Source organism: Mesorhizobium sp. M1406, assembly GCF_040317555.1.
GTDB lineage: Bacteria > Pseudomonadota > Alphaproteobacteria > Rhizobiales > Rhizobiaceae > Mesorhizobium.
Genome location: NZ_JAMYKW010000020.1, coordinates 63,139 through 88,739, shown reverse-complemented (window position 1 = coordinate 88,739; position 25,601 = coordinate 63,139). Strand labels below are relative to the sequence as shown.

At 63.7% G+C, this 25,601-nt stretch carries 26 protein-coding genes; 22 read left to right on the top strand and 4 right to left on the bottom strand.

The features are described 5' to 3' along the window. Positions 1-25 precede the first annotated feature (25 nt). The 7 genes from sucD to NKH03_RS18480 all read left to right on the top strand — a co-directional run bounded on the left by sucD (position 26) and on the right by NKH03_RS18480 (position 9,418). Entirely contained in the window at positions 26-928 is a 903-nt protein-coding gene (sucD, locus tag NKH03_RS18510; RefSeq protein WP_352969680.1) for a succinate--CoA ligase subunit alpha, read from the top strand. Between the two features lie 152 nt (positions 929-1,080). Further along, positions 1,081-4,068 carry a 2-oxoglutarate dehydrogenase E1 component gene (locus tag NKH03_RS18505; RefSeq protein WP_352879796.1) on the top strand — a complete coding sequence of 996 codons (2,988 nt, stop codon included), beginning with the start codon at positions 1,081-1,083 and terminating at the stop codon, positions 4,066-4,068. A gap of 68 nt (positions 4,069-4,136) precedes the next feature. Further along, positions 4,137-5,411 (top strand): 2-oxoglutarate dehydrogenase complex dihydrolipoyllysine-residue succinyltransferase, encoded by a 1,275-nt coding sequence (gene odhB, locus NKH03_RS18500; protein ID WP_352969678.1) that lies wholly within the window; start codon positions 4,137-4,139, stop codon positions 5,409-5,411. A 118-nt stretch (positions 5,412-5,529) separates the two neighbouring features. Further along, positions 5,530-5,988, top strand: a complete 459-nt coding sequence (locus tag NKH03_RS18495) for a hypothetical protein (protein WP_502913525.1) — start codon at positions 5,530-5,532, stop codon at positions 5,986-5,988. Continuing rightward, entirely contained in the window at positions 5,985-6,740 is a 756-nt protein-coding gene (locus NKH03_RS18490) for an SDR family oxidoreductase (RefSeq protein ID WP_352969674.1), read from the top strand. Before NKH03_RS18495 ends, NKH03_RS18490 begins: the two co-directional genes overlap by 4 nt. 24 nt (positions 6,741-6,764) lie before the next feature. Then, on the top strand, positions 6,765-8,171 hold the full coding sequence (gene lpdA / locus NKH03_RS18485; protein WP_352969672.1) for a dihydrolipoyl dehydrogenase: 1,407 nt from the start codon (positions 6,765-6,767) through the stop codon (positions 8,169-8,171). Positions 8,172-8,941: 770 nt separating this feature from the next. After that, positions 8,942-9,418 carry a DUF2867 domain-containing protein gene (locus tag NKH03_RS18480; protein WP_352969670.1) on the top strand — a complete coding sequence of 159 codons (477 nt, stop codon included), beginning with the start codon at positions 8,942-8,944 and terminating at the stop codon, positions 9,416-9,418. 2 nt (positions 9,419-9,420) lie between these two features. On the opposite strand, the gene NKH03_RS18475 is transcribed toward NKH03_RS18480, so the two are convergent. Both NKH03_RS18475 and NKH03_RS18470 read right to left on the bottom strand, forming a co-directional pair. Continuing rightward, the gene (locus NKH03_RS18475) at positions 9,421-10,491 is read right to left on the bottom strand and encodes a TraB/GumN family protein (RefSeq protein WP_352969668.1); all 1,071 of its coding nucleotides are present in this window, start codon (positions 10,489-10,491) and stop codon (positions 9,421-9,423) included. 399 nt (positions 10,492-10,890) lie between these two features. Further along, on the bottom strand, positions 10,891-11,829 hold the full coding sequence (locus NKH03_RS18470) for a tyrosine recombinase XerC (RefSeq protein ID WP_352969666.1): 939 nt from the start codon (positions 11,827-11,829) through the stop codon (positions 10,891-10,893). Between the two features lie 172 nt (positions 11,830-12,001). Here NKH03_RS18470 and rimM point away from each other — a divergent pair, with 172 nt between their 5' ends. Next, positions 12,002-12,601, top strand: a complete 600-nt coding sequence (gene rimM, locus NKH03_RS18465; RefSeq protein WP_352969664.1) for a ribosome maturation factor RimM — start codon at positions 12,002-12,004, stop codon at positions 12,599-12,601. Next, positions 12,598-13,302 (top strand): tRNA (guanosine(37)-N1)-methyltransferase TrmD, encoded by a 705-nt coding sequence (gene trmD / locus NKH03_RS18460; protein WP_352969662.1) that lies wholly within the window; start codon positions 12,598-12,600, stop codon positions 13,300-13,302. Before rimM ends, trmD begins: the two co-directional genes overlap by 4 nt. On the opposite strand, the gene NKH03_RS18455 is transcribed toward trmD, so the two are convergent. Beyond that, positions 13,284-14,036 carry a sulfite exporter TauE/SafE family protein gene (locus NKH03_RS18455; RefSeq protein WP_352969660.1) on the bottom strand — a complete coding sequence of 251 codons (753 nt, stop codon included), beginning with the start codon at positions 14,034-14,036 and terminating at the stop codon, positions 13,284-13,286. The two genes, trmD and NKH03_RS18455, sit on opposite strands and share 19 nt — an antisense overlap. Positions 14,037-14,362: 326 nt before the next feature. Between NKH03_RS18455 and rplS the strand changes: the two genes are divergently transcribed. The 10 genes from rplS (at position 14,363) to NKH03_RS18405 (ending at position 23,464) form a co-directional block, all read left to right on the top strand. After that, on the top strand, positions 14,363-14,911 hold the full coding sequence (rplS, locus tag NKH03_RS18450; RefSeq protein ID WP_352866290.1) for a 50S ribosomal protein L19: 549 nt from the start codon (positions 14,363-14,365) through the stop codon (positions 14,909-14,911). 145 nt (positions 14,912-15,056) lie between these two features. Continuing rightward, on the top strand, positions 15,057-15,491 hold the full coding sequence (locus tag NKH03_RS18445) for an organic hydroperoxide resistance protein (protein ID WP_352969658.1): 435 nt from the start codon (positions 15,057-15,059) through the stop codon (positions 15,489-15,491). Beyond that, the gene (locus NKH03_RS18440; protein ID WP_352969654.1) at positions 15,488-15,988 is read left to right on the top strand and encodes a MarR family winged helix-turn-helix transcriptional regulator; all 501 of its coding nucleotides are present in this window, start codon (positions 15,488-15,490) and stop codon (positions 15,986-15,988) included. The genes NKH03_RS18445 and NKH03_RS18440 overlap by 4 nt, the downstream gene beginning before the upstream one ends. Before the next feature lie 179 nt (positions 15,989-16,167). Further along, entirely contained in the window at positions 16,168-16,965 is a 798-nt protein-coding gene (locus NKH03_RS18435) for a transporter substrate-binding domain-containing protein (RefSeq protein WP_352969653.1), read from the top strand. A 143-nt stretch (positions 16,966-17,108) separates the two neighbouring features. Further along, positions 17,109-17,915 (top strand): amino acid ABC transporter permease, encoded by an 807-nt coding sequence (locus tag NKH03_RS18430; protein WP_352969651.1) that lies wholly within the window; start codon positions 17,109-17,111, stop codon positions 17,913-17,915. Between the two features lie 54 nt (positions 17,916-17,969). Continuing rightward, positions 17,970-18,605, top strand: a complete 636-nt coding sequence (locus tag NKH03_RS18425; RefSeq protein WP_352879818.1) for a class I SAM-dependent DNA methyltransferase — start codon at positions 17,970-17,972, stop codon at positions 18,603-18,605. Positions 18,606-18,751: 146 nt separating this feature from the next. Next, positions 18,752-19,123: a VOC family protein gene (locus tag NKH03_RS18420; protein WP_352969649.1), complete on the top strand. Its 372-nt coding sequence runs from the start codon at positions 18,752-18,754 to the stop codon at positions 19,121-19,123. A gap of 282 nt (positions 19,124-19,405) precedes the next feature. After that, the gene (gene leuC, locus NKH03_RS18415; RefSeq protein ID WP_352630805.1) at positions 19,406-20,815 is read left to right on the top strand and encodes a 3-isopropylmalate dehydratase large subunit; all 1,410 of its coding nucleotides are present in this window, start codon (positions 19,406-19,408) and stop codon (positions 20,813-20,815) included. Between the two features lie 158 nt (positions 20,816-20,973). Beyond that, positions 20,974-22,170 (top strand): GGDEF domain-containing protein, encoded by a 1,197-nt coding sequence (locus NKH03_RS18410; protein WP_352879822.1) that lies wholly within the window; start codon positions 20,974-20,976, stop codon positions 22,168-22,170. Between the two features lie 76 nt (positions 22,171-22,246). Continuing rightward, complete coding sequence (locus NKH03_RS18405) at positions 22,247-23,464, top strand: GGDEF domain-containing protein (RefSeq protein ID WP_352879824.1); 1,218 nt, start codon at positions 22,247-22,249, stop codon at positions 23,462-23,464. 62 nt (positions 23,465-23,526) lie between these two features. Here NKH03_RS18405 and NKH03_RS18400 read toward each other — a convergent pair whose 3' ends face one another. Continuing rightward, positions 23,527-23,889 carry a hypothetical protein gene (locus tag NKH03_RS18400; RefSeq protein ID WP_352866272.1) on the bottom strand — a complete coding sequence of 121 codons (363 nt, stop codon included), beginning with the start codon at positions 23,887-23,889 and terminating at the stop codon, positions 23,527-23,529. A gap of 262 nt (positions 23,890-24,151) precedes the next feature. On the opposite strand from NKH03_RS18400, the gene NKH03_RS18395 reads away from it, so the two are divergent. From NKH03_RS18395 to sdhD, 3 genes are all read left to right on the top strand, one after another. After that, positions 24,152-24,481, top strand: a complete 330-nt coding sequence (locus NKH03_RS18395) for a hypothetical protein (RefSeq protein ID WP_352969647.1) — start codon at positions 24,152-24,154, stop codon at positions 24,479-24,481. 317 nt (positions 24,482-24,798) lie between these two features. After that, positions 24,799-25,203: a succinate dehydrogenase, cytochrome b556 subunit gene (gene sdhC / locus NKH03_RS18390; RefSeq protein WP_352866270.1), complete on the top strand. Its 405-nt coding sequence runs from the start codon at positions 24,799-24,801 to the stop codon at positions 25,201-25,203. Positions 25,204-25,205: 2 nt separating this feature from the next. After that, positions 25,206-25,601: a succinate dehydrogenase, hydrophobic membrane anchor protein gene (gene sdhD / locus NKH03_RS18385; RefSeq protein ID WP_352866268.1), complete on the top strand. Its 396-nt coding sequence runs from the start codon at positions 25,206-25,208 to the stop codon at positions 25,599-25,601.

Genomic DNA, 25,601 nt, shown 5'->3' with positions numbered 1-25,601 from the left:
GCTGAATCCAGAGGCGTTATCACCCATGTCCATTCTCGTCGACAAGAACACCAAGGTGCTGGTGCAGGGCCTGACCGGCAAGACCGGTACGTTCCACACCGAACAGGCGCTGGCCTATCACGGTACGAAAATGATCGGCGGCATCCATCCCAAAAAGGGCGGCGAGACCTGGACCGGCTCCAAGGGCGAGAGCCTGCCGATCTTCGCCACCGTCGCCGAGGGCAAGGCAAAGACCGGCGCCAACGCGTCCGTGGTCTATGTGCCGCCGGCGGGCGCCGCCGAAGCAATCCTCGAAGCGATCGAGGCCGAGATCCCGCTGATCATCTGCATCACCGAAGGCATACCGGTGATGGACATGATCAGGGTCAAGGCGCGGCTCGACCGTTCGACCTCGCGGCTGATCGGTCCGAACTGCCCGGGCGTCTTGACCCCCAACGAATGCAAGATCGGCATCATGCCCGGAAACATCTTCCGCAAGGGTTCGGTCGGCGTTGTTTCGCGCTCGGGAACACTTACCTATGAGGCCGTGTTCCAGACCACCAATGTCGGCCTCGGCCAGACCACCGCCGTCGGCATTGGCGGCGACCCCGTCAAGGGCACCGAGTTCATCGATGTGCTCGAGATGTTCCTGGCCGACGACGAGACCAAGTCGATCATCATGATCGGCGAGATCGGCGGTTCGGCCGAGGAAGACGCCGCGCAGTTCCTCAAGGACGAAGCCAAGCGTGGCCGCAAGAAGCCGATGGCGGGCTTCATCGCCGGGCGCACGGCGCCGGCCGGCCGCACCATGGGTCATGCGGGCGCGGTCATCTCCGGCGGCAAGGGCGGCGCCGAGGACAAGATCGCGGCAATGGAATCGGCTGGCATCAAGGTATCGCCCTCGCCGGCCCGTCTCGGCACGACGCTGGTCGAGGCGATCAAGGGTTGAAATGAGTAAGTGGTGAATAGTGAATGGTGAATGGCTCGGACGGATGAATAGTTGGCCTGGCTGCCGGATCTCGACTCTGCCGCTGACCATTCACTATTCACCACTTACCATTCACTCCAAAAAGGAGACGGAGCCGGGCTCCGCGGACAAAAATGGCAAGACAAGATCAGGCCAACGACCAGTTTTCGCTCACCTCTTTCCTCTATGGCGGCAATGCCGATTACATCGACGCGCTCTACGCCGCCTATGAGGACGATCCGGCCTCGGTCAATCCCGAATGGCAGGAGTTCTTCGCCGGGCTGAAGGACGATGCCGGCGATGTGCGCAAGAATGCCAAGGGCGCTTCATGGGCGAAGCCCTCCTGGCCGCTGCAGGCCAATGGCGAACTGGTGTCGGCGCTCGACGGCAATTGGGGCATCGTCGAGAAGACGATCGAAAAGAAGGTCAAGGACAAGGCGGTCACCAACGGTGTCGTCCTTTCCGATGCCGATGTGCACCAGGCGACGCGCGATTCCGTGCGCGCCATCATGATGATCCGCGCCTACCGCATGCGCGGCCATCTGCACGCCAATCTCGACCCGCTTGGCATCGCCAAGCCGCTCGAGGACTACAACGAATTGTCGCCGGAAAATTACGGCTTCACCGCTGCCGATTACGACCGGCCGATCTTCCTCGACAATGTGCTCGGGCTCGAATTCGGCAGCATCCGGCAGATGCTGGAAATCCTGACGCGCACCTATTGCTCGACGCTCGGCGTCGAGTTCATGCATATTTCCGATCCTGAGGAAAAGGCCTGGATCCAGGCGCGCATCGAAGGCGCCGACAAGGAGATCACCTTCACCGCCACCGGCAAGAAGGCGATCCTGCAGAAGCTGGTCGAATCCGAAGGTTTCGAACAATTCATCGACGTCAAGTACAAGGGTACCAAGCGTTTCGGCCTCGACGGCAGTGAAGCACTGATCCCGGCTCTGGAGCAGATCATCAAGCGTGGCGGCCAGCTCGGCATGAAGGAAATCGTGCTCGGCATGGCGCATCGCGGACGGCTGAACGTGCTTTCCCAGGTGATGGCCAAGCCGCACCGCGCCATCTTCCACGAATTCAAGGGTGGCTCGGCGGCACCCGACGAGGTCGAGGGCTCGGGCGACGTCAAGTACCATCTCGGCGCCTCGTCGGACCGCGAGTTCGACGGCAACAAGGTGCATCTGTCCTTGACTGCCAATCCCTCGCATCTGGAAATCGTCGATCCGGTGGTGATGGGCAAGGCACGCGCCAAGCAGGATTATCTGTTCGGCCGCAGCCGCGAGGAAATCGTGCCGCTGGAAGAGCGCGCCAAGGTGCTGCCGCTCTTGCTGCACGGCGACGCCGCCTTCGCCGGCCAGGGCGTGATCGCTGAAATCCTCGGCCTGTCCGGCCTGCGCGGCCACCGCGTCGCCGGCACGCTGCATTTCATCATCAACAACCAGATCGGCTTCACCACCAATCCGCGCTTCTCGCGCTCGTCGCCCTATCCGTCCGACGTGGCCAAGATGATCGAGGCGCCGATCTTCCACGTCAACGGCGACGACCCGGAAGCCGTGGTGCACGCCACCAAGGTGGCGATCGAATTCCGCATGAAGTTCCACAAGCCCGTGGTGGTGGACATGTTCTGCTACCGCCGCTTCGGCCACAATGAGGGCGACGAGCCGGCCTTCACCCAGCCGATCATGTATCGCAACATCCGCACCCACAAGACGACGGTGCAGATCTATGCCGACCGCCTGATTGCAGAGGGCCACATCACCCAGGCCGAGTTCGACCAGATGAAGGCCGACTGGCGCGCGCATCTGGAATCCGAGTGGGAAGTCGGCCAGCACTACAAGCCCAACAAGGCCGATTGGCTCGATGGCGCCTGGTCGGGCCTGCGCACGGCCGACAACCAGGACGAACAGCGGCGCGGCAAGACCGCCGTGCCGGTCAAGACGCTGAAGGAAATCGGCAAGAAGCTGACCGAGGTGCCGAAGGATTTCGAGGCGCACAAGACGATCATCCGCTTCCTCGAGAACCGCCGCCAGGCGATCGAATCCGGCGAAGGCATCGACTGGTCGACGGCCGAGGCGCTGGCCTTCGGCGCCATCCTGCTCGACGGCAATCCGATCCGCCTGTCGGGCCAGGATTCCGAACGCGGCACCTTCTCGCAGCGCCATTCGGTACTTTACGACCAGCGCGACGAAACCCGCTACATCCCGCTCAACAATCTGTCGGCCGCACAGGCCGGCTACGAAGTCATCAACTCGATGCTGTCGGAAGAGGCGGTGCTGGGCTTCGAATATGGCTACAGCCTGGCCGAGCCGAAGGCACTGACGCTGTGGGAAGCACAGTTCGGCGACTTCGCCAATGGCGCCCAGGTGGTGTTCGACCAGTTCATCTCTAGCGGAGAGCGCAAGTGGCTCCGAATGTCGGGCCTCGTGTGCCTGTTGCCGCACGGCTATGAGGGCCAGGGTCCGGAACACTCCTCGGCCCGGCTCGAGCGCTTCCTGCAGCTTTGCGCCGAAGACAACATGCAAGTCGCCAACTGCACGACGCCGGCCAACTACTTCCACATCCTGCGCCGGCAGCTGAAGCGCGACTTCCGCAAGCCGCTGATACTGATGACGCCGAAGTCGCTGCTGCGCCACAAGCGGGCGGTGTCGACGCTGCCGGAAATGTCGGGCGAAAGCTCGTTCCACCGGCTGCTGTGGGACGATGCCCAGCTGCTGCCCAACCAGGCGATCAAGCTCACCAAGGATTCCAAGATCCGCCGCGTCGTGCTGTGCTCGGGCAAGGTCTATTACGACCTCTACGAGGAGCGCGAGAAGCGCGGCATCAACGACATCTACCTGCTGCGCGTCGAACAGCTCTATCCATTCCCGGCCAAGGCGCTGATCACGGAACTGTCGCGCTTCCGCAATGCCGAGATGGTCTGGTGCCAGGAGGAGCCCAAGAACATGGGCGCCTGGTCGTTCATCGACCCGTATCTGGAATGGGTGCTGGCGCATATCGACGCCAAGCATCAGCGGGTCCGCTACACCGGCCGCCCGGCGGCCGCTTCGCCAGCGACCGGGTTGATGTCCAAGCATCTCGCCCAGCTCGCCGCCTTGCTCGAAGACGCGCTCGGTGAATAGAACAGAGCGCCCCAATAGAGCAGAATTGGGCTGACAAAACAGAACCCGACAAGAAACGGACAGGCACAATGGCTACCGAAATCCGCGTTCCCACTCTCGGCGAATCCGTCACCGAAGCAACCATCGGCAAATGGTTCAAGAAGGTCGGCGACGCGATCGCCGCCGACGAGCCGCTGGTCGAGCTCGAGACCGACAAGGTGACGGTGGAAGTGCCCGCCGCCGCCGCCGGGACGCTGAGCGAAATCACCGTCAAGGAAGGCGAGACTGTCGGCGTCGGCGCGCTGCTGGGTTCGATTTCGGCAGGTGGCGCGGCCGCAGCGCCTGCGACCAAGCCGCAGGCGGTGTCGCAGGCCTCGTCGCCGGATGCTGCGTCGACCGGCAAGCAGGCCGCGGCCGAGACCGCCAAGATCGCCGGCGATGCCGGACCGGTCGAGCCGCGCAGCATGCCGCCCGCGCCGGCGGCGGCGAAACTGATCGCCGAACACAATCTCTCCGTCGACCAGCTCTCGGGTTCGGGCAAACGCGGCCAGGTGCTGAAGGGCGACGTGCTCGACGCCATTTCCAAGGGTGCGCCATCGCAGCCGGCCGAGACGGCCAAGGCCGCACCGGTTGCCGTGCGGGCGCCGTCCTCGGGCGACGACGCATCGCGCGAGGAACGCGTGCGCATGACCAAGCTGCGCCAGACCATCGCGCGCCGTCTCAAGGAAGCGCAGTCGACCGCCGCGATGCTGACCACCTTCAATGAGGTCGACATGTCAGCGGTGATGGCGCTCAGGACCAAATACAAGGACGTGTTCGAGAAGAAGCACGGCGTGAAGCTCGGCTTCATGGGCTTCTTCACCAAGGCCGTGACGCACGCCTTGAAGGAAATCCCTTCAGTCAACGCGGAGATCGACGGCACCGACATCATCTTCAAGAACTACGCCCATATCGGTGTCGCCGTCGGCACGGAAAAGGGCCTGGTCGTGCCGGTCGTGCGCAATGCCGACCAGATGTCGATAGCCGAGATCGAAAAGGACATCGGCCGGCTGGGCATCGCCGCACGCGACGGCAAGCTGTCGGTCGCCGACATGCAAGGCGGGACGTTCACGATTTCCAATGGCGGCGTTTACGGGTCGCTGATGTCGACGCCAATCCTCAACGCTCCGCAGTCGGGCATCCTGGGCATGCACAAGATCCAGGACCGGCCTGTCGTGGTCGGCGGCCAGATCGTGATCCGGCCGATGATGTACCTGGCGCTCAGCTACGATCACCGCATCGTCGACGGCAAGGAAGCGGTGACCTTCCTGGTGCGCGTCAAGGAAAGCCTGGAGGATCCGGAACGGCTGGTGCTCGATCTCTAGGGTTGGTGCCGATCCGGCTTTTAAACGGTAGGCAAGGGGAAGGGATCTGCGCGGCAGAATGACGACTTATTCCCTTAGCCTTTCTAAGGTTCTTTCGATCGTATCGATCGCGGCCGGCATGGCGTTGGCCGTCGCTGGCGCTCATGCTGCCTGCCCGATCGAGCTCGCCGTCTATGGCGACACGCAGAGCGGCGCCGAGATCAATTTTACGCCGACCGGCACCTCGGCGTCCGTCACCAACACGTTCCGGATGATCCTCGACAACAATGTGGTGCTGAACGGTATCGTCATGTGGAACGAGGGCGTGTCGCGGCCGAACGGCGCGCTGATGTACAAATGCCCGGAGGGCGACGTCACCGGCGAGGAGCTTGCCGCCTGCACGCCCTGGCATGGTGTCATCTACACATCGGATGACAAGGGCAGCATCGGGCTGCTGCCGGCCGAAGGCGTCGTGGCGCCGAAGATGCTTATCCTGCCAGATCTCGGTCCGGCGCTGCGCCAATCCTCGGCCTATGGCGGCAGCGGGTTTTCGAAAGTGCCGTGGGATGTGTTTGCCTTGAAGGGATGCCAGGAATGAGCGCGACGCAAAAAGTGCTGCTGGTCACCGGCGGCAGCCGGGGCATCGGTGCGGCGATCTGCCGGGTCGGCTCGAAGGCCGGCTACCGTGTCGCGGTCAACTACGCCTCGAACCGGAATGCCGCCGACGCACTGGTCGCCGAGATCAAGGCCGGCGGCGGCGAGGCTTTTGCCGTCAAGGGCGATGTCGGCGCCGAGTCCGATATCGTGGCCATGTTCGGCGCAGTAGACCGCGCCTATGGCCGGCTCGATGCCTTCGTCAACAATGCCGGCATCGTTGACGTCAAGGCGCGCGTCGACGAGATGGATGTGGCGCGGCTCGAACGCATGATGCGCATCAACGTCGTCGGCTCGTTCCTTTGCGCCCGCGAGGCGGTGAAGCGCATGTCGACCCGTCATGGCGGGTCGGGCGGATCCATCGTCAACATCTCGTCGGCGGCAGCGACATTGGGGTCGCCGGGCGAGTTTGTCGACTATGCCGCCTCCAAGGGTGCCATCGACACTTTTACCATCGGGCTCGCCCGTGAGGTCGCGCTGGAAGGCATCCGCGTCAATGCGGTGCGGCCGGGCCTCATCGATACCGAGATCCATGCCTCTGGCGGACAGCCGGACAGGATAGAACGGTTCCGCGATTTACTGCCGATGAAAAGAGCGGGCACCGCGGATGAAGTCGCGGGTGCGGTTCTCTATCTTCTATCCGATGCCGCGTCCTATACGACGGGCGCGATCCTGAATGTCAGCGGCGGCCGCTGAGCCCCAATCAAGAAGGACAGTATCATGGCTTATGACGTCGTTATCATCGGATCGGGACCAGGCGGCTATGTCTGCGCCATCAAGGCGGCGCAGCTCGGGCTTAAGACGGCGGTGGTCGAGAAGAACGCGACCTTCGGCGGCACCTGCCTCAACATCGGCTGCATCCCGTCCAAGGCGCTGCTCCATGCCTCCGAGATGTTCGCCGAGGCCGGGCATTCCTTCGACACGTTGGGCGTCGAGATACCGGCACCGAAGCTGAACCTGAAGAAGATGATGGCGCACAAGGATGCGACGGTGTCTTCGAACGTCAACGGCGTCGCCTTCCTGTTCAAGAAGAACAAGATCGATGCGTTTCGCGGCACCGGCAAGGTGATCGCGGCTGGCAAGGTCTCGGTGACTGGCGAGGACGGCAAGGTCGAGGAGATCGAGACCAAGAACATCGTCATCGCCACCGGCTCGGATGTCGCCGGCATTCCCGGCGTCAAGGTCGACATCGACGAGAAGGTGATCGTGTCTTCGACCGGCGCGCTGTCGCTGGACAAGGTGCCAGGCCATCTGGTGGTGGTCGGCGGCGGTGTCATCGGGCTTGAGCTCGGCTCGGTGTGGGCGCGGCTTGGCGCCAAGGTCACCGTGGTCGAGTTCCTCGACACGATCCTGGGCGGGATGGACGGCGAGGTATCCAAACAGTTCCAGCGGCTTTTGTCGAAGCAGGGTTTCGAGTTCAAGCTCGGCGCCAAGGTCACCGGCGTCGCCAAGGCGAAGAAGGGTGCCACCGTCACCTTCGAGCCGGTCAAGGGCGGTGCCGCTGAGACCATCGAAACCGACGCGGTGCTGATTTCGACGGGACGCCGCGCCTATTCCGACAGCCTCGGGCTGAAGGAAGCCGGCGTCGACGTCGACGAACGCGGCCGTGTCAAGACCGATGGCCATCTCAGGACCAACGTTCCCGGCATCTATGCCATCGGCGATGTCATCGCCGGGCCGATGCTTGCGCACAAGGCCGAGGATGAGGGCGTGGCGGTAGCGGAAACCATTGCCGGCCAGGCCGGCCATGTGAATTACGACGTCATTCCGAGCGTCGTCTACACCAGCCCCGAAATTGCCTCGGTCGGCAAGACCGAGGAAGAGCTGAAGAAGGCAGGCATCGACTACAAGGTGGGAAAGTTTCCGTTCAGCGCCAATGGCCGGGCACGCGCCATGCTGCACACCGATGGTTTTGTGAAGATCCTCGCCGACAAGGCGAGAGACCGCGTGCTCGGCGTGCATATCGTCGGCTTCGGCGCCGGCGAGATGATCCACGAGGCGGCGGTGCTGATGGAGTTCGGCGGCTCGTCCGAGGATCTCGCCCGCACCTGCCACGCGCATCCGACGATGTCGGAAGCGGTGAAGGAGGCGGCGTTGGCAACGTTCTTCAAGCCGCTCCACATTTAGCTAAAAGCGACCAACGCTTCGTGGTCCCAGGGCGGAGCGGAGCGAGCGACGTCGCCGTGACCTGGCATCCATGCCGCGACGAAAGTGCGCTGCGGCGGTGCGGAATTCTGTTCCGCCACTCTTCTCGGCTGCGACATGAATCCTCGGGTGAAGCCGACGAGCGCGCGGCACTTTCGCCCCAAAGCAAAACGGCCCGCCTTTCAGCGGGCCGTTTGTATTTGATGTCGGGCCGATCTATTGGGCCGGCGCTGGGGCCGGTGCGGGTGCGGGCGCTGGCGCGGGCGCGGGTGCCGGGGCCGGGGCAGGCGCCGGTTCCGCAGGTGCAGGTGCGGGTGCAGGCGCGGGTTCGGCCGGCTTCATCGGTTCCGCCGGTGCGGGCGCGGGGGCCGGTGTGCTGGCCGCCGGCGGCTCGGCCGGTGCCGGGCGCTCACCACTTCTTCCGAAAACATAATACGCGACAACCGCCAGAATAACGACGACCAGTGCAATCAGCCAACCACTGCCGCCGCCGCCACTTGGCCTCGGAGTGTTGGTGGATGGATTGAACGGGTCGTTTGGATTCGGTGCGTTCGCCATAAAAGTGTCCTCCGTGGATGAAAAATATCAATCAACACCAATCAACGCGCAATCATCGAACTGGTTTCACGCTAGGGTTGGAAAACGCCAAAAACAAGGACAATCCTGCCTCTCCGGAGCCGGAATGGCGTCGTTTCGCCACGCAGTGCACCGGGTTTGTGCCTGCTATGGTCGTTTCGGAGGATTTTACCGTGATGAATCGCACAGCGCAGACTGTCCCGAATCACTACGACGCTCTTGCCGGAGCCCAGTTCGCCGACCGCTATGTGCTGATCACCGAAGGTCTTTCGTTGACCGCACTCGGCGCCGCCGAACGGGCTTTGGGGCGAACGCCGCGATGGGTCGGTAGGCTCACGGCGCTGCGCAACCTTGCCGTCAGGCCGTTCCGGCTGAAGACAGGCCTCGAACCCGCGGTGTTGCCGGCTGGCCGGATCGGAATATTTCCGCTCATAAGCCAGTTTCCCGGCAAGGTCGTGCTTGGCCTCGACGATCGGCATCTCGATTTCCGCGTCCTGGTCGAAGTCAGGGATCTCGGCATGGGCCGGCAGGAGGTGGCCGCAACGACGGTCGTCAAGACGCACAATTGGCTCGGGCGCGCCTATCTGGCGATCGTCATGCCGTTTCACCGGATCATCGTTCCGGCGATGCTGGCTCAGATCCTGGTCAAGTAAAGCTAAAGTCCGACAGGCGTGACGGTGTAACCGGCCTTGCGGAAATCCTCGACCAGGCCTTCGGGGCCGGGAAGGTGGAGGGCACCGACCGCCATGAAGGCATTGCCCCTGGCAAGGATCGGTTCGGCATGCTCGACCATCACCTTGTTGCGGCTGGTGATCATGGTTTCCTCGAACGCCGCATAGCCCGCGGGGTCGTCCTGTCCTTCTGGCATGGCCGCGCGAAACAGCGGCCAGAACATGCCGGTGTCGCCGCGTTGGTAGAGCACGATCATGGTTTCGTTGATGTCGTTGACCTTGTCGCCGAGCTTCAGCGTGTCGACGAGGCCCTTCATGTGAAAGGCCAGCGGCAGCGAGGCCATGGCGCGCAGCTGGCTTTCAGCCGTCTCCAACCCTTCCACCGACTTGCCGGCAGCCTTTGCACCTTCCGCCAGCTTGACGTCGAGAACCGGTGCGCCACCGGATTGGCGGGCGAGTTCGCAGGCCGGCAGCGCCATCATGGCCGAGAGCATCCACGGCTTCATCTTGGCAACGGTCGCCGGCGGGATGCCGCGGGCGTCGAGGGCGGTGTTCATGGCCGCCGCATCGTCGGGCGACAGCAGCGACGCCAGCGTCGTGCTATCGGTGAACATCATCAGGTCCGGCTCCTTGAGCATCGCGACCATCATCTTCTGCTTGTCGAGCACGTCGGTGGTTTCGATGACGATGGTGCCGGCGGCGTCATAGGCCTTCTGGGCGTCCGACGGCAGAGCGGTGACGCGCGGGTCGGTCATATGCATGGTGCCGAACAAGAAGGACGGCTTCTCACCCGGTTTATCCAGCTTCCACAACAAGCCTTTGCCATTCGGTGTGGCCGCGGCTTCCGCCTCGATCTTGCGGTAGGTCGCCGGATCGTCCTTCTGCAAGGCCGACAGCATGTCGGCGCCGGTGCAGGTCGGGATTTCGGCATGCGCCCTGCCGGTCGCGAACAGCAACACGGCGAGGAACGACAGGAAAAACAGGACGTTGAGCGCGACAAGCAGCTTCAGGGAGATGTGAGCCGCACGGTCGGCGATGGCGATGACGCGTTTCATGATCCTCTTCTAGGACCGAAAAGCGGCAAAACGGTTAATCGGAGCCGTGAAATTGTCTTTGACCGGTTCTGGTTTCTCGGCGCGGACGTTTGAGCCGCTTGCGTTGATACGGTATGCCTCGGCAATTGGTGGTAACCCCCCACTTCGTCATCCACGGGCGGAGCAAGGAGCGCAGCGACGCAGCGCAGACCCGAGGATCCTGTGTGTTGTTCCCATGCTATGTTTGAAGTGGGAAGGAGACCGAGAGGATCCTGGTCGCCTTTCACTTCAAAGCGCCACTATGGTGCAGAATTCTGCACCGCCGCATTCTTCGGCCAAGGTCCCGGCATGGATCCCAGGGTCTGCGCGCCGCTTCGCGTCGCTCCGCCCTAGGATGACGAATTTGGGGGCTTCCAGCGGTTATGCCCTTGGATGCGCCGCCTCATAGATCTCGAGCAGCCGCGCCGTGTCGACGCCGGTGTAGATCTGCGTCGTCGACAGGCTGGCGTGGCCCAAGAGCTCCTGGATGGTGCGCAGGTCGCCGCCGCGCCCCAGCAGATGCGTGGCGAAGGAATGGCGCAGCGCATGCGGCGTCGCGGTGGCGGGCAGGTTGAGCGCCGAGCGCAGTTTCGCCATGTCGCGCTGGACGATGGCCGGGTTGAGCGGGCCGCCACGGGCGCCACGGAACAACAGTCCCTTGGGGTCGAGATGATAGGGGCAGAGCCGGCGGTATTCGGCGATGGCACGCAGCGCCACCGGCAGCACCGGCACCAGCCGCGTCTTGCCGCCCTTGCCGGTGACGCGCAGCACGGTGTCCGCCTCGGATGCCAGCTCGGCGCCGGCCAGGCCGAGCGCCTCGGAAATGCGCAGGCCCGAGCCGTAGAGCAGCGTCAGCACGGCGGCGTTGCGGGCAGCGATCCAGGGCTCTTCCGCCAATTGGCCTTCGACGGAAACGATATGCTTGGCATCGCTTGCCGTCAGCGGCTTGGGCAGCGATTTGGGCTGGCGCGGCGCGCGAAGTGCTGCCGCACCCGCGGCATTGGCAAGACCGCGCCGCTCGAGGAAACGCAGCAGCGAACGGATGCCGGCGAGACCCCGGCCGAGCGTGCGGGCGCCGGCGCCGGCGTTGCGCCGTGCAGCGAGAAAGCCGCGCAGATCGGCCGGGCGCAGGTTGGCGATGTCCGAAATGCCGGGAGAGCCGCCGCAATGGCCGGTGAGGAAATGCAGGAACTGCCTGACATCACGCTCATAGGCTTCCACCGTCTCGGGCGACAGCCGACGTTCTCGCGCGAGCATCTTCAGCCAGCTTTCGCGTGCCGCCAGGAGGTCGGGTTTGGCCGGGATAAGGAATTCCTGCATGGCGTGCTTCCAATCGTTGTTTCATGCATGTCGTCGTCCCCAAAACCGGAGCCACTTTTGGGCGACATGCATTGGCGGCCATTTTCCGGCAGCCTGGTTAGGAAGCGGTGAAGAGCGCGTCATTGAAATGACGAACGGGGAGCGTTAGAGCAAAGCCAAAGGATGTCGCGCCATGAGCAAGCCCCAGAACCCTGTCCAGATGGCCGTGATCGGCGCCGCCCACGGCATCAAGGGCGAATTGCGGGTGAAGACCTTCACCGGTGAGCCGCTGGCGCTGGCCGATTACGGGCCGCTCTATGACAAGGACGGCCGCGCCTTCCAGATCATCGACATCAGGCCCGCCAACACCGTCGTCGTGGTTCGCTTCAAGGGCATTGCCGACCGCAACGCGGCGGAGGCGCTGGCCGGCACGGAGCTGTTCGTCGACCGCTCGATGCTGCCGGACGACGGCGAAGAAGACGAATTCTATCATGCCGACCTTGTCGGCCTGGAAGTCCGGGACGACACGGGTGCTGTGCTCGGCAAGGTGGTCGCGGTGCATAATTTCGGCGGCGGCGACATTCTCGATGTGACATTGGGCGGGCGCAAGGGCGTGCTGATTCCGTTCACGCAGGCCGCCGTGCCACAAGTGTCGATCGCCGAAGGCTTCGTCCGTGTCGACCCGGCGGCGGCCGGGCTGGTCGAGGACGAGGATGGCGATGGCCCGCGCGAAGAAGACTTCGACCCGAAGGGCAGGCCGCGCGGACCGAGCGACGCCGGGGGCAACCGGTGAGTTTTTTCGCCTCGGTGCTGACGCTCTATCCCGAGATGTTCCCGGGCGCGCTCGGCCTGTCGCTGGCCGGGCGTGCGCTCGAGGCCGGCACATGGTCTCTGGAGGTGGTCCAGATCCGCGACTTTGCCACCGACCGCCACCGCACCGTCGACGGCACGCCGGCCGGCGGCGGCGCCGGCATGGTGATGCGCGCCGATGTGCTGGCAAAAGCCATAGACCACACTTCGCCGGTGGACGATTTGCGGCCGCGGCTGCTGATGAGCCCGCGCGGCAGACCGCTGACCCAGGCGCGCGTGCGCGAACTGGCCGCCGGTCCTGGTGCCGTCATCGTCTGCGGGCGTTTCGAAGGCGTCGACCAGCGGTTGATCGAAGCGCGTGGCCTGGAAGAGGTTTCGATCGGCGATTTCATCCTCTCCGGCGGTGAACCGGCGGCACTCGTGCTGCTCGATGCGGTGGTGCGGCTGTTGCCCGGCGTGATGGGCAATGCTGTATCGGGCGAGGAGGAGAGTTTCGAGAACGGCCTGCTCGAACATCCGCACTACACGCGACCGCAGGAGTTTGAAGGCCGCGAGATTCCCGAGGTGCTGATTTCGGGCAACCACAAGAAGATCGCTGCCTGGCGGCGGGCTCAGTCCGAAGCGCTGACGAGGGAGAGGCGGCCTGATTTGTTGGGCGCCGCTGCTCAGCCTTTCCAAAAGTAATAGAAGGCCAAAAAGAGGCCGACGGCGACGACGAAGCCGCGCACCGCGTTTTGTGGCACGCGCTTGGCGATCCAGACGCCCGCATAGCCGCCAAGCGCGCCGCCCGGGATCATGACGATCGCCTGAGGCCAGGCGACGACGCCGCCCGAGACGAAGACGACGATCGCGACAGCGGCGATGACCATGGCCAGCATGTTCTTCAGTGCGTTCAGCCGGTGGTAGTCGCCGGCTTGTGTGAGGCCGAGCGTTGCCAGCATCATCACGCCCATGCCGGCGCCGAAGAAGCCGCCATAGATGGCGGTGGCGAACTGCGCCAGCGAACCGGCGAGTGAGCCCACCGACGCTTCATGGCCGGGTTTTGGCGCGGGCTTTAGCCAGGGCCCTGCGGCGAACAGGGCCGTCGCGCCCAACAGCAGCCATGGCACCAGGGCGCGAAACGACGGGTTGTCCAGCGCCAGCAGGATCAGCGCGCCGGCCAGCGCGCCGGTCGCCGAGATCAGGCACAGCACAAGCGCGCCGCGCCAGAAATGCCTGATGTCAGCCGAGTAGGCGAGCGTCGAGGTGATGTAGCCTGGAAATTGCGTGACCGAGGAGGTGGCGTTGGCGACGATCGGCGGCAGGCCGACCAGTGTCATGGCGCCGAAGGTGATGAAGGTGCCGCCACCGGCGACCGCATTGGCGGCGCCTGACAGAAAGCCCGCCAGGAACAGCAGGATGGCATCGAAGACAGACATGGGGGTGGCCGCTCAAAACTGTGGTATCGCAGCCTTAGGAGGCCTGAGGGACCGGAGCAACCCGGCACGGCAAGATTACGATGGTGCCATGCGAGCAGAAAAATGCGCGGCCAAGGCGTGACAAAGCCGCGAAATAGCTGTATGTGCCCGCCCGTACCGGCCAGAGAGAATCTGCCGGACCCGTCAACAATGACGGTGTAGTCGCCCCTGCCCGATGTTTCAAAGACAAATGTCTCGAACAAAGGGCATAGCCGAGCGGTCAATGGAACTGCAAGGCGAGTGTCGGACGCTCTGACTGTCGGAAGAACAAGAAGTGGACTATTGAGATGGATATTCTCCGTCAGCTCGAGGCCGAACAGGCCGCCAAGATCGAAGCCAAGCGCAAGCTTCCCGAATTCCAGCCCGGCGACACAGTGCGCGTCCAGGTCCGCGTGACCGAAGGCACCCGCACCCGCGTCCAGGCTTATGAGGGCGTCGTCATCGCCCGCGCCGGCGCCGGCTTCCAGGAGAACTTCACCGTTCGCAAGATTTCCTACGGCGAAGGCGTCGAGCGCGTGTTCCCGGTCTACTCGCCGATGATCGAAGGCGTCGAGATCGTGCGCCGCGGCAAGGTGCGTCGCGCCAAGCTCTATTACCTGCGCGATCGTCGCGGCAAGTCGGCCCGTATTTCGGAAAACACCGGCGTGCGCGCCCGCAAGCTGAACGACGAGGAGCGCGATGCGCTGAACGCCGAGAAGGCCCGCATCGAGGCCGAGAAGGTGGCAGCCGCCGAGGCTCTGGCCGTCGAGAAGGCCGCCCAGGACGCCGCCGAGAAGAAGGCCGCCGCCGAGGCAGCTGAAGCCGCCAAGGCAGCGGAAGCAGCCACCGCCGAATAAGATTTTCGACGAGCATGTTCAAAAAGGCGGCTTCGGCCGCCTTTTTCGTTCCCGGGGAACGGTTTGGGCCTGGCAGGAAATCCGCGGTTGACTCCATTTATATCGCGTACTAAGCAATCGTGCACGATTTAAATGGAGAAGCGAGATGCCTGCATTGTATTCCACCCAAGCCCGCGCCGCCGGCGGCCGCGCCGGCCATGTCCAGAGCGATGATGGCCTGCTCAGCCTCGACCTTGCCATGCCCAAGGAGCTTGGCGGCAAGGGCGGCGCCACCAATCCCGAGCAGCTTTTCGCCGCCGGCTATGCCGCCTGCTTCGAAAGCGCCATGCGCTTCATCGCCGGCAAGCAGAAGCTGCCGCTGCAGGACGCTTCGGTGACGGCCAATGTCAGCCTGCACAGCAATGCGCAGGGCGGATTTGTGCTTGGCGTGTCGCTCGCGGCGGAAACGAAAGGTCTTGATCAAACAGCGGCGGAAGCGCTTGTATCGGCGGCGCACCAGGTTTGCCCCTATTCCAACGCCATCAAGGGCAACATCGAAGTGGCGCTTTCGGCAAAGGCGCTTCCGGCAAAGGCAGCATGACCGCGGAACCGACAACCAAGTCCAAGCAAACCCCGGCGCAATTCGCCGGGGCGGCAAAACTCGACCAACAGCTCTGCTTCGCGCTCTATTCGGCAAGTGGACTGATGACGCGGCTGTATCGGCCGCTGCTCGATCCGCTCGGCCTGACCTATCCGCAATATCTGGCCATGCTGGCGCTGTGGGAACGGGCACCAAGCACGGTGGGCGAGCTTGGCGAAGCGCTCGGGCTCGATTCGGCGACATTGACGCCGCTGCTCAAGCGGCTGGAGGCAGGTGGCCTGGTCACGCGCCGTCGCGACCCCGCCGACGAGCGCCGCGTTCTGGTCGAGCCGACGGCGAAGGGCCAGGCACTGCGCGAGCAGGCCAGAAGCGTGCCGGCGGCGATGCTTTGCAATCTGCCGCTGGAAGCCGACGAGTTGAAATCCCTGCACCACACCCTGACGCGGTTCGTCTCCGGCTTGCGCAAGGCGGATCCCGGCACCGCGAACCAGAGGTGATCGCCGCCGCGGCACTGTTCCTTCTCGAATTGCGGGATTGAAGGTATTGGATTCCGCTTTCGCGTGCACTGACGCAGCGGAGCGTCTTGCATGACGCTTGCGGAAAGCTAAAGTCGGCGCCGGATTTTCCTGCAAGCCCGGCCATGCCCGGGTCATTCAATTCCCGGGGAGTGTGTGTCATGACCAAATCGAAACTGCTGCTGGCAGGCCTGCTTGCCCTCGTCCTGGCGCCCGTTGCCGCCTTCGCGCAGGCGCTGCCCGATCTCGGCGGCAAGAAAGTGGTGGTGGTGACCGAAAACGCCTATCCGCCGCTGCAGTTCATCGATGCCAAGACCGGCAAGCAGATCGGCTGGGAATACGACGCGATGAACGAGATCGCCAAGCGGCTCAATTTCACGGTCGAGTACCAAAACACCTCCTGGGACGCGATGATCCAGGCGGTTTCCGACAACCAGTACAACATCGGCATGACCGGCATCACCATCAAGGACGACCGCAAGGAGAAGGTCGATTTTTCCGACCCCTATATGCGTTCGGAACAGTTCATGCTGGTGCGCGGCGATGAAAGCCGCTTCACCGACGCCAAGACCTTCGGCGCCTTCAAGGACGGGCTGGTCGGCGCGCAGGCCGGCACCACGCCCTTCTACACCGCCGTCTACAGCGTGCTCGACGGCAACGAGCAGAACCCGCGCATCAAGCTGTTCGAGACGTTTGGTGCGACGGTGCAGGCGCTGAAATCCGGCGATGTCGATGTCGTGCTGACCGACGGCACCGCGGGCAAGGGCTATGTCGATGCTTCCGAAGGCAAGTTGAAGCTGATCGGCGGGCCGCTCGGCACCGAGGATTTTGGCTTTATCTTCCCGAAGGGTTCGGATTTGGTGAAGCCTGTCAACGCGGCCATCGCCGCGTTGAAGGCCGACGGGACGCTCGAAGCGCTGAACAAGAAGTGGTTTCTTGATTATAAGATGGGGCAGTAGGCCCTGTCGCCGCTTTCGCTAATCGCAAACGCCAAGCAACAGGCGTGGTTGGCAAAGCTGCCAATCTCCCTCCTTGCGGACCCCCGCAAGGGGGGAGATCGGCTGCCCTTGCGAAGGCAGCCGTTCACCAGCGTTGGGAATTGATGCCCCCCGCTTCCTCCAAAGCCGACTTCCCCTGGTGGCTCGTCGTTGCCGTAGCCATCGCGATCGCGGTGGCCGTCTTCGTCGCCACCAGCGACCTCTACGCCCAGGTCTTCGCCACCGTTGCCAAGGGCATCGGCATCACCATCTTCGTCACCGTGATCGCCTTCGTGCTGGCCTCGGTCATTGGCCTCGGCATCGCGCTGATGGGAATGTCGGGTTCGCGTTTGATGCGCCAGATCGCGCGCTTCTATGTCGAGATCATCCGTGGCGTGCCGATCCTGGTGCTGTTGTTCTGGATCGCCTTTGTCGGTGCGCCGGCCTTTGTCGCGGGCTGGAACGCGCTGACCGCGCCGCTGCAGAATTCCGGGCTGTTCGGCGAGCTGCTGGTGCGCGACGTTTCGCTGCTGTGGCGTGCCATCATGGCGCTGACCATCGGCTATTCGGCCTTCATCTCGGAGGTTTTCCGGGCCGGCATCCAGGCGGTGGAGAAAGGACAGATCGAGGCGGCGAAGGCGCTCGGGCTGAGCCGGGCGCAACGCTTCCGGCTGATCGTGTTCCCACAGGCTATCCGCACCATCCTGCCGCCGCTCGGCAATGATTTCGTCGCTCTGGTCAAGGATTCCTCGCTGGTCTCGGTGCTCGGGGTCGCCGACATCACACAGATGGGCAAGGTCTATGCCGCCGGCTCGTTCCGCTTCTTCGAGACCTATTCGATCGTGGCCTATATCTATCTCATCCTGACGGTAGGCCTGTCCTTGGCCTTGCGGGCACTGGAACAGCGACTGCATCGTCAGCACGAGCAATAGTTTTCGGGCCAAGACAGCGCTACGATCTCTCAGCATTCTCGTTGAGGAGGTCCCATGATTGTCGACAAAGCCAATGCGGCGCTGGATTCGGTCTATACGGCCGACACGCCGGAGGCGCTTGAAGAGGCCTATGCCGCCTGGGCCGCGACCTACGACAGCGAAACCGCGTCGCTCGGGTATCTCCTGCCTTTCCTGATCGCCGCCTGGGTGGCGCGCCATGTGCCGGCGGGAGATGGGCCCTTGCTCGATGCCGGCTGCGGCACCGGTCTGTCGGGGCCATCGTTGAAGGCACTCGGCTACCGCGACATTGCCGGGCTCGACCTTTCCGACGACATGCTGAAGATCGCCGGCAGCCGCAATGCCTACAGCGAGCTGAAACAGGCGATGCTCGGCGGTCCGCTGCCATGGCCGGACGGCCATTTCCGCGCCTTCTTCTCGACCGGCGTGTTCACCATCAGCCACGCGCCGGCATCCGGCCTGCACGAACTGGTGCGCATTACCGGCCAGGGCGGGCATGCGATCTTCACCGTGCGCGACCAGGTGTTTGAGAGCGGCGGCTTTCAGGCCGTGTTCGACGAACTGGAACAGATGAAAAAATGGCGGGCGGTCGAGCAAAGCCCATGGTTCCGCTGCTATGCGATCGCCGAGCCGGATGCGTTGGTGAAGACTTTTGTGTTCGAAATCCTGTAGCGGAATGAAGCCTGGTCTTCGGCGTCCAAGCACCCAGCGGCCGGAACCATGTGCACGTCAGTGCGTTCCAAAAGCTTGGGGCCGCGCCCGGCCTCACTGCGGGCTATGCCCGGCCGCGGTAATTCCGCACAAGAGGAGACGGTTGAATGGCGTCCGTCCGTTATATCGTTGCCGACGTAGACAAGGCGGTAGAATTTTACCGAGACAATCTCGAATTCAAGGTCGAAATGCACAATCCTGGCAAGTTCGCGGCGCTGCTTCGCGACGATCTTACGCTGTATCTCAGCGCTCCAGGTGCGGGAAGCGGTGGTCAGGCCGGAGGTGATCCGGAACCAGGCGGATGGAACAGGTTCATGGTCGTAACCAAGGGGCTCGATGCCCTGATCGACCGGTTGCGCGCGGCCGACGTGACGTTCCGCGGGAACATCAGCGATGGCGGTGCGGGCCGGGCTATTCTGCTTGAAGATCCGTCGGGCAACGTCATTGAGCTGTTCGAATTCAAGAAGGACAGACGGTGATCTCCCCATTTCGTGGGGCGAGGAACCAGGTTCCGCGAAGGCGCGCAATTGCCGAAAAGCCAAAACATTGGTATGAGCCACGCCATGGAAGAGCTTTTTGGCGATCCGGCCTATAAGGGGTTCGTGCTGCAGGACAGGAAACGCCTGCCGTCGCGCTTCTCCGCGCGCGTGTCCGGGGCGCTGACCAGCCGGCTTAGCTAGGCCGACCTGTCCAGGTCGTTTCGCCGGGCCGAAAGTCAGGCGTCTGCTCTTTCCCTTTCTCATATCGACGGATTTACGCACATGAGCGCACCGCGCACCCTCTACGACAAGATTTTCGACGACCATGTCGTCGACCGCCAGGATGACGGCACCTGCCTGCTCTATATCGACCGCCACCTCGTCCATGAAGTGACCAGCCCGCAGGCTTTCGAAGGCCTGCGCATGACCGGCAGAAAAGTCCGGCATCCGGAAAAGACGCTGGCCGTGGTCGATCACAATGTGTCGACCTCGCCCGAGCGCAAGTTCGGCATCAAGAACGAGGAAAGCCGCATCCAAGTCGAGGCGCTGGCCAAGAACGCCAAGGATTTCGGCGTCGAATATTATTCCGAGAACGATATCCGCCAGGGCATCGTCCACATCATCGGTCCGGAGCAGGGTTTCACCTTGCCCGGCATGACCATCGTCTGCGGTGACAGCCACACCTCGACCCATGGTGCTTTCGGCGCATTGGCGCACGGCATCGGCACGTCCGAGGTCGAGCATGTGCTGGCGACGCAGACGCTGATCCAGCGCAAGGCCAAGAACATGCTGGTGCGCGTCGACGGCCAGCTGCCGGAAGGCGTCACCGCCAAGGACATCATCCTGGCGATCATCGGCGAGATCGGCACCGCCGGCGGCACCGGCTATGTCATCGAATATGCCGGCGAGGCGATCCGTGCGCTGTCGATGGAAGGCCGCATGACGATCTGCAACATGTCGATCGAAGGCGGCGCGCGCGCCGGCCTGATCGCCGCCGACGAGACGACCTTCGCCTATGTCAAGGACAAGCCGCGCGCCCCGAAGGGCGCGGCCTGGGATGCGGCGCTCGAATACTGGAAGACGCTGCAGTCCGACGAGGGCGCGCATTTCGACAAGGTGATCGTGCTCGACGCGGCCAAGCTGCCGCCGATCGTCTCCTGGGGCTCGTCGCCCGAGGATGTCGTGTCGGTGCAAGGCATCGTGCCGAACCCGGAAGACATCACCGATGAAAACAAGCGCACCTCCAAGCAGCGCGCGCTCGACTATATGGGGCTGACGCCGGGCACCAAGATCACCGATATCTCGCTCGATCGAGTCTTCATCGGCTCCTGCACCAATGGCCGCATCGAGGACCTGCGCGCCGTTGCCAAGGTGGTCGAAGGCAAGACGGTCAGCCCGCATGTCGATGCGATGATCGTGCCGGGTTCCGGCCTGGTCAAGGAACAGGCGGAAGCCGAAGGCCTCGACAAGATCTTCATCGCCGCCGGCTTCGACTGGCGCGAGCCGGGTTGCTCGATGTGCCTTGCCATGAACGACGACCGGCTGAAGCCGCATGAGCGCTGCGCCTCGACCTCGAACCGAAATTTCGAGGGACGCCAGGGTTTCAAGGGCCGCACCCATCTGGTGTCGCCGGCGATGGCGGCGGCGGCGGCGATCGCAGGGCACTTCGTCGACATCCGCGAGTGGAAATAGCAGGAAGCGCCGGCTTCGTGCGAATACCAGGCCCCGGAGCGCTTTGCGGCTCCGGGGCTTTTTTTAACCGGTTCGTTCACATATTCTCCTTCGCTTAACCGCTTGTTTGCGCTTGCGCTCTAAGTCTTTCCCGACGTAAGCGGGGAAATCACAGTCGTTTGGACACGGGCCTGCTCATAGCGCTGCTCAACCCGACGATAGCGTTGGCGCTCGGCGCCGCGTTCCTCGTGCTATGGTCCTATCAACGCCACCGCCCCTATCTGGCTGTGCTGGCGATCTGCTACGGTCTTTCGGCGGTAGGCTTCCTGCTGCAGTATTTTACCTTGCCGATCGGCATGCCGCTGACCAAGCTGGCTTCGAACATCTGCTTCACCATCGCCGGCTGCTGCCTGTCCAGCGCCATCGTCCATCGCCATGGCCGCAAGGTGCCCTATGTGGGGATTGGCGTGTTGGCGGGCGGCGGCCTGGCGTCGTTTTGCTGGTTCCTGTTCGTCGCGCCGGATCTCACCTGGCGCATCCTGGCGATGAATTTCGCTTTCGGCGGTATCAGCCTTCTGGTCGCCGCCGAACTGCGCCCGGTGCGCAACAACGGTCCGACCGAAAAAATCCTGTTCGTGCTGTCGCTGCTGTCGGGCGTCAACTTCTTCGTGCGCACCCTTGTCGTCGTCATCGCGCACGGGCCCTTCACCAGTTATGACGGTTTCTATGGCTCGTCCTACTGGACGACGGCGCTTCTGTCGCACGCGCTGCTGTCGCTGCTCATTGCACTGTGCCTGTTCTCCGCCGCCGCGCTCGACGTGATGAAAGCGTTGAAGACCGAGACCTATACCGACCCGCTGTCGGGCCTGCTCAACCGGCGTGGCTTCGAGGAACGCGGCATGCTGCTCCTGCGGCACTGCGCCACGGCCCGTTTCCCGGTCGCGCTGGTGCTGGCCGACCTCGATCATTTCAAGGCGCTCAACGATGCGCACGGGCATGCGTCGGGCGATCGGGTGATTGCCGATTTCGCCGCCAAGCTTCGGTCGGCGGCGGGCGCGCGCGGTGTTGCCGGGCGTATCGGCGGCGAGGAATTCGCCGTGCTGCTGCCGCTCACCGATCTCGCCGCCGCGCGGCTGTTCGCCGAGGCGGTGCGCACGGTTTATTCGGCCGGTCATGTCGACGGGCTTCCTGCCGGGACGAAGGTGACAGCCAGCTTCGGCGTGGCGGCCCGCAGCGGTGACGAGACGCTGGAGCCGCTGATGCGCCGTGCCGACGACGCGCTCTACAAGGCCAAGAAGAATGGCCGCGACAGCGTGCGCCTGTCCTATGAGAGGCCGGAAACGGCGTTCGTGCCGGCGTCGCTCAAGACAGGCTGACCCTGTCCAGACGAGTTGGCGTTAACGTCTTCTTCGCCCGTCGATGCTTAGCTGTCGGGACGGGTGCGGGAAGAACATGAGCGGCGCCAACTTCATCCTGTTGATCAATTTGTCGGTTGCCGGCCTGCTGGCGGCATCCTTCATGGCGGTCGCGTTTCATGACGTCGGCCGTGCGCCGGCGCGTTTGCTGGCGTTTGGCTACCTGCTGGGCATGGCCTATTCGGCGATCGAATTCAGCATTCCCGCTTTCTCCGACGCGCGGCTCCCGGTCGTTGCCGCCTTCGCGGTTTTCCTTGGCGCGACCATTGCGGTCAATGGCGGACTTGCCCGCAAATACGGCGTGACGCCGCCCTGGCTGCCGATGCTGTTGTCCCTGGTCGCCTCGGCCATAGCTGTGTATTTCGTGCAGGACCTGCCGCGCCAGTCGCTGGTGCGCATGATTGCCTACCAGCTTCCCTATGCGGTCATGCAGTTCGTCGGGTTGGCCATCGTCTGGTCGTCGAGGCAAAGCCTCGCCCGTCTCGACCGCATCCTGATGGCGGTGCTGGCGGCCTGCGGCCTGCAGTTTGCCTCCAAGCCGTTCATCGCGCATGCGCTGGGCGGCTGGGGCGCCAATCCGCAAGCCTATCTGCAAAGCAGCTACGCGCTGGTGTCGCAGTCGCTCGGCACTGTGTTTGCGCTGGCGCTGGCGCTGCTGATGCTGGCCATCCTGGTCCGCGACGTGCTTGCCGAAGTGACGTCGAAATCGGAGACCGACACGCTTTCGCGCCTGCTCAACCGCGGCGGCTTCACCCGCCATGCGGAGCTGGCGGTGCTGGGCGCGATGCGGCAAGGCGTGCCGGTCGCCCTGGTCATCGCCGACCTCGATCACTTCAAGAGCGTCAACGACAGTTTCGGCCACGCGTCCGGCGACCGGGTGATCGAGACCTTCGCCGGCTTCCTGCGCGAGGCGGCCGCCGGCCATCATGTCGCCGGCCGCGTCGGCGGCGAGGAGTTCGCCATCATGCTGCCGGGAACCAATCTTGCCGCCGCCCGGCTGTTCGCCGAGGGCACGCGCAGTGCTTTCGGCGCGCTGCCCATCGATGGGCTGCCGGCGGACAACCGCTGCACCGCGAGCTTCGGCGTCGCCGAGCTTCATCCGAGCGAAGACTTTGCCGATCTGATGCGGCGCGCCGACCAGGCGCTTTACCAGGCGAAGAATGCCGGGCGCGATTGCGTACGCGTCTCCGCCGGGCCGGCCGGCAACGGGTCGTCAGCCGGGATGGAAGCCAGAGCAATTCCAGGAAAAGTGTGAAACGGTCTTCCCGGGAAAAGCGCCTAGCGCTTTCCCCTGAGAATCGCGTCCAAACGAAGAGTCTAGCGGCAGGGGCTGAGTTCCGGCATCTCACCGTCGGAAAGCCCGTACATATAGGAACGGCCCTTCACCAACACCGGCGGCCGGTAGCAATCGCTATAGCCTGATATCTCGTCGGCTTCGTTCTCGTAGATCACCTTGGGCTGGCCGGCGCTGGTGTAGTCGGACAGTTGCTTGGCCAGCCTGCCTTTGCCGACGAGGATGCGCTTGTAGCCGGCGGCGCTGTCGATGACGAGATTGCCGAAGGAATCGGCGTAGACGCGATCCTGATGACGTGTTCCGGCGAGCGCGGGCGCTGCCGGGCCGACGATCGAGGCCGCCACTATGAGCGCCGCAACGCGCGACCTGCCCGAATTCGAACGCATGGCGTCCTCCGTGTCTTGAGGAAAGCCTCCTCGAATCGGAAATTAACGATTTCTTAACCTTTGTTAAGAGGCTGACGCGCTTCGCGGTGATGTCTCGGTAAACATGGTTAATATCCGTTAATATCCGACTGGATGGAAAGCCCGGTGGCCATCATTCGGCCATGCTTGGCCGCACCATCGCGCTCGGCGTCCGTCTCGGCGTCGGGATGACCTTGATGTTGGCAAAGCATCGCGGCTGATTCGCCGCGCGGGAGGACAGCCTATGGCGCTAGGCCGGACGTTTCGGGCAACGCTTGCCCTTTCGCCGCTTCTGATCGCCATGGCCTGCGTGCCGCAGGGCAACGAGCCCAAGGCCGGCAACAAGATCGCCGCATTGGCCTCGCCGGCGCTCTCGGCGGGTGGCACCGTCACCGATGTGACCGCGCCGCAGCCGCGCACCGCGACCTACAGCTGTGCCGACGGCGGCAGGATAACCATCGAGAATCTCGGTACCTTGGTGCATGTCGTCGGTTCCGACGGCGCCAGCGAGGACTGCAGGCCTCGCCGGCCAACCAGAACAGCCGTTACGAGCAGGCGCATGACGCGATTGTGATCGACGGTCGCGAGGCGCTGGTCATGAAGGCGGGCTCGACGCCGGTGACCTGCAAGCGCTAGCGCGAATCTCAATACGGCCAGCCTTGGGCCAGACATGCTGCACTGCAGCGATATCGAGCCGGCTTCAGGGCATGAGCGCCTAATCGATTGAAGCCCGAGGCAGCTTTTTAGTCAGACTAAATTACGTTTTCGAAACGGTTTTCCGGCTTTGACGCGGTGCAAAAAGAGCATTAGAAACCGGCTGTCCGAAGTCGCAGCCGGAAGCGGCAATGCCGCATTTCCACCTGAGGCAGGAGACGCCGAACTGGGGGAGCCATGAGCAAATCACCAGCCACCCGCGCCAGACCTCTTTCGCCGCACCTCACGGTGTACCGGCCGCCGATCACGATGACGATGTCGATCATCCATCGTATTACCGGCGGCGCGCTGTATTTCGGCACGCTGCTGGTCGCGCTGTGGCTGATGGCGGCGGCAAGCTCACAGGCGACCTTCGACTGGGTCAGCTGGGCCTTCGGCACCTGGCTCGGCCGGTTGATCCTGTTCGGTTACACCTGGGCGCTGATGCATCACATGCTGGGTGGCGTGCGCCATCTGGTCTGGGACACCGGCGCCGGCCTCGAGAAGCACACGGCCTCGAAGATCGCCTGGGCGACGCTGGCCGGCTCGATCCTGCTCACGCTGCTGATCTGGATCGCCGGCTATATGGCGCGAGGAGCCTGATCATGAGCGGCAACAACTCCGACATGCGCACGCCGCTGGCGAAGGTCCGCGGCCTCGGGTCCGCCCGCGAGGGCACCGGACATTTCTGGCGCCAGCGCCTGACCGCGATCGCCAACATCCCACTGATACTGTTCTTCGTCGGCTTCCTGATCGCGCTCAACGGCGCAAGCTATGCCGAAGTGCGGACAGCGCTCGCCAACCCGTTCGTGGCGCTGGTGATGGCCCTGGTGCTCGTCTCCGGGCTCACCCATATGCGGCTCGGCATGCAGGCGATCATCGAGGATTACGTGCATGGCGAGGGCATCAAGCTGGCGCTGATCGCGCTCAACACATTTTTTCCCATAGCGGTCGGCGTCGCCTCGATCTTCGCCCTGCTCAAGCTGACATTCGGAGGCTGA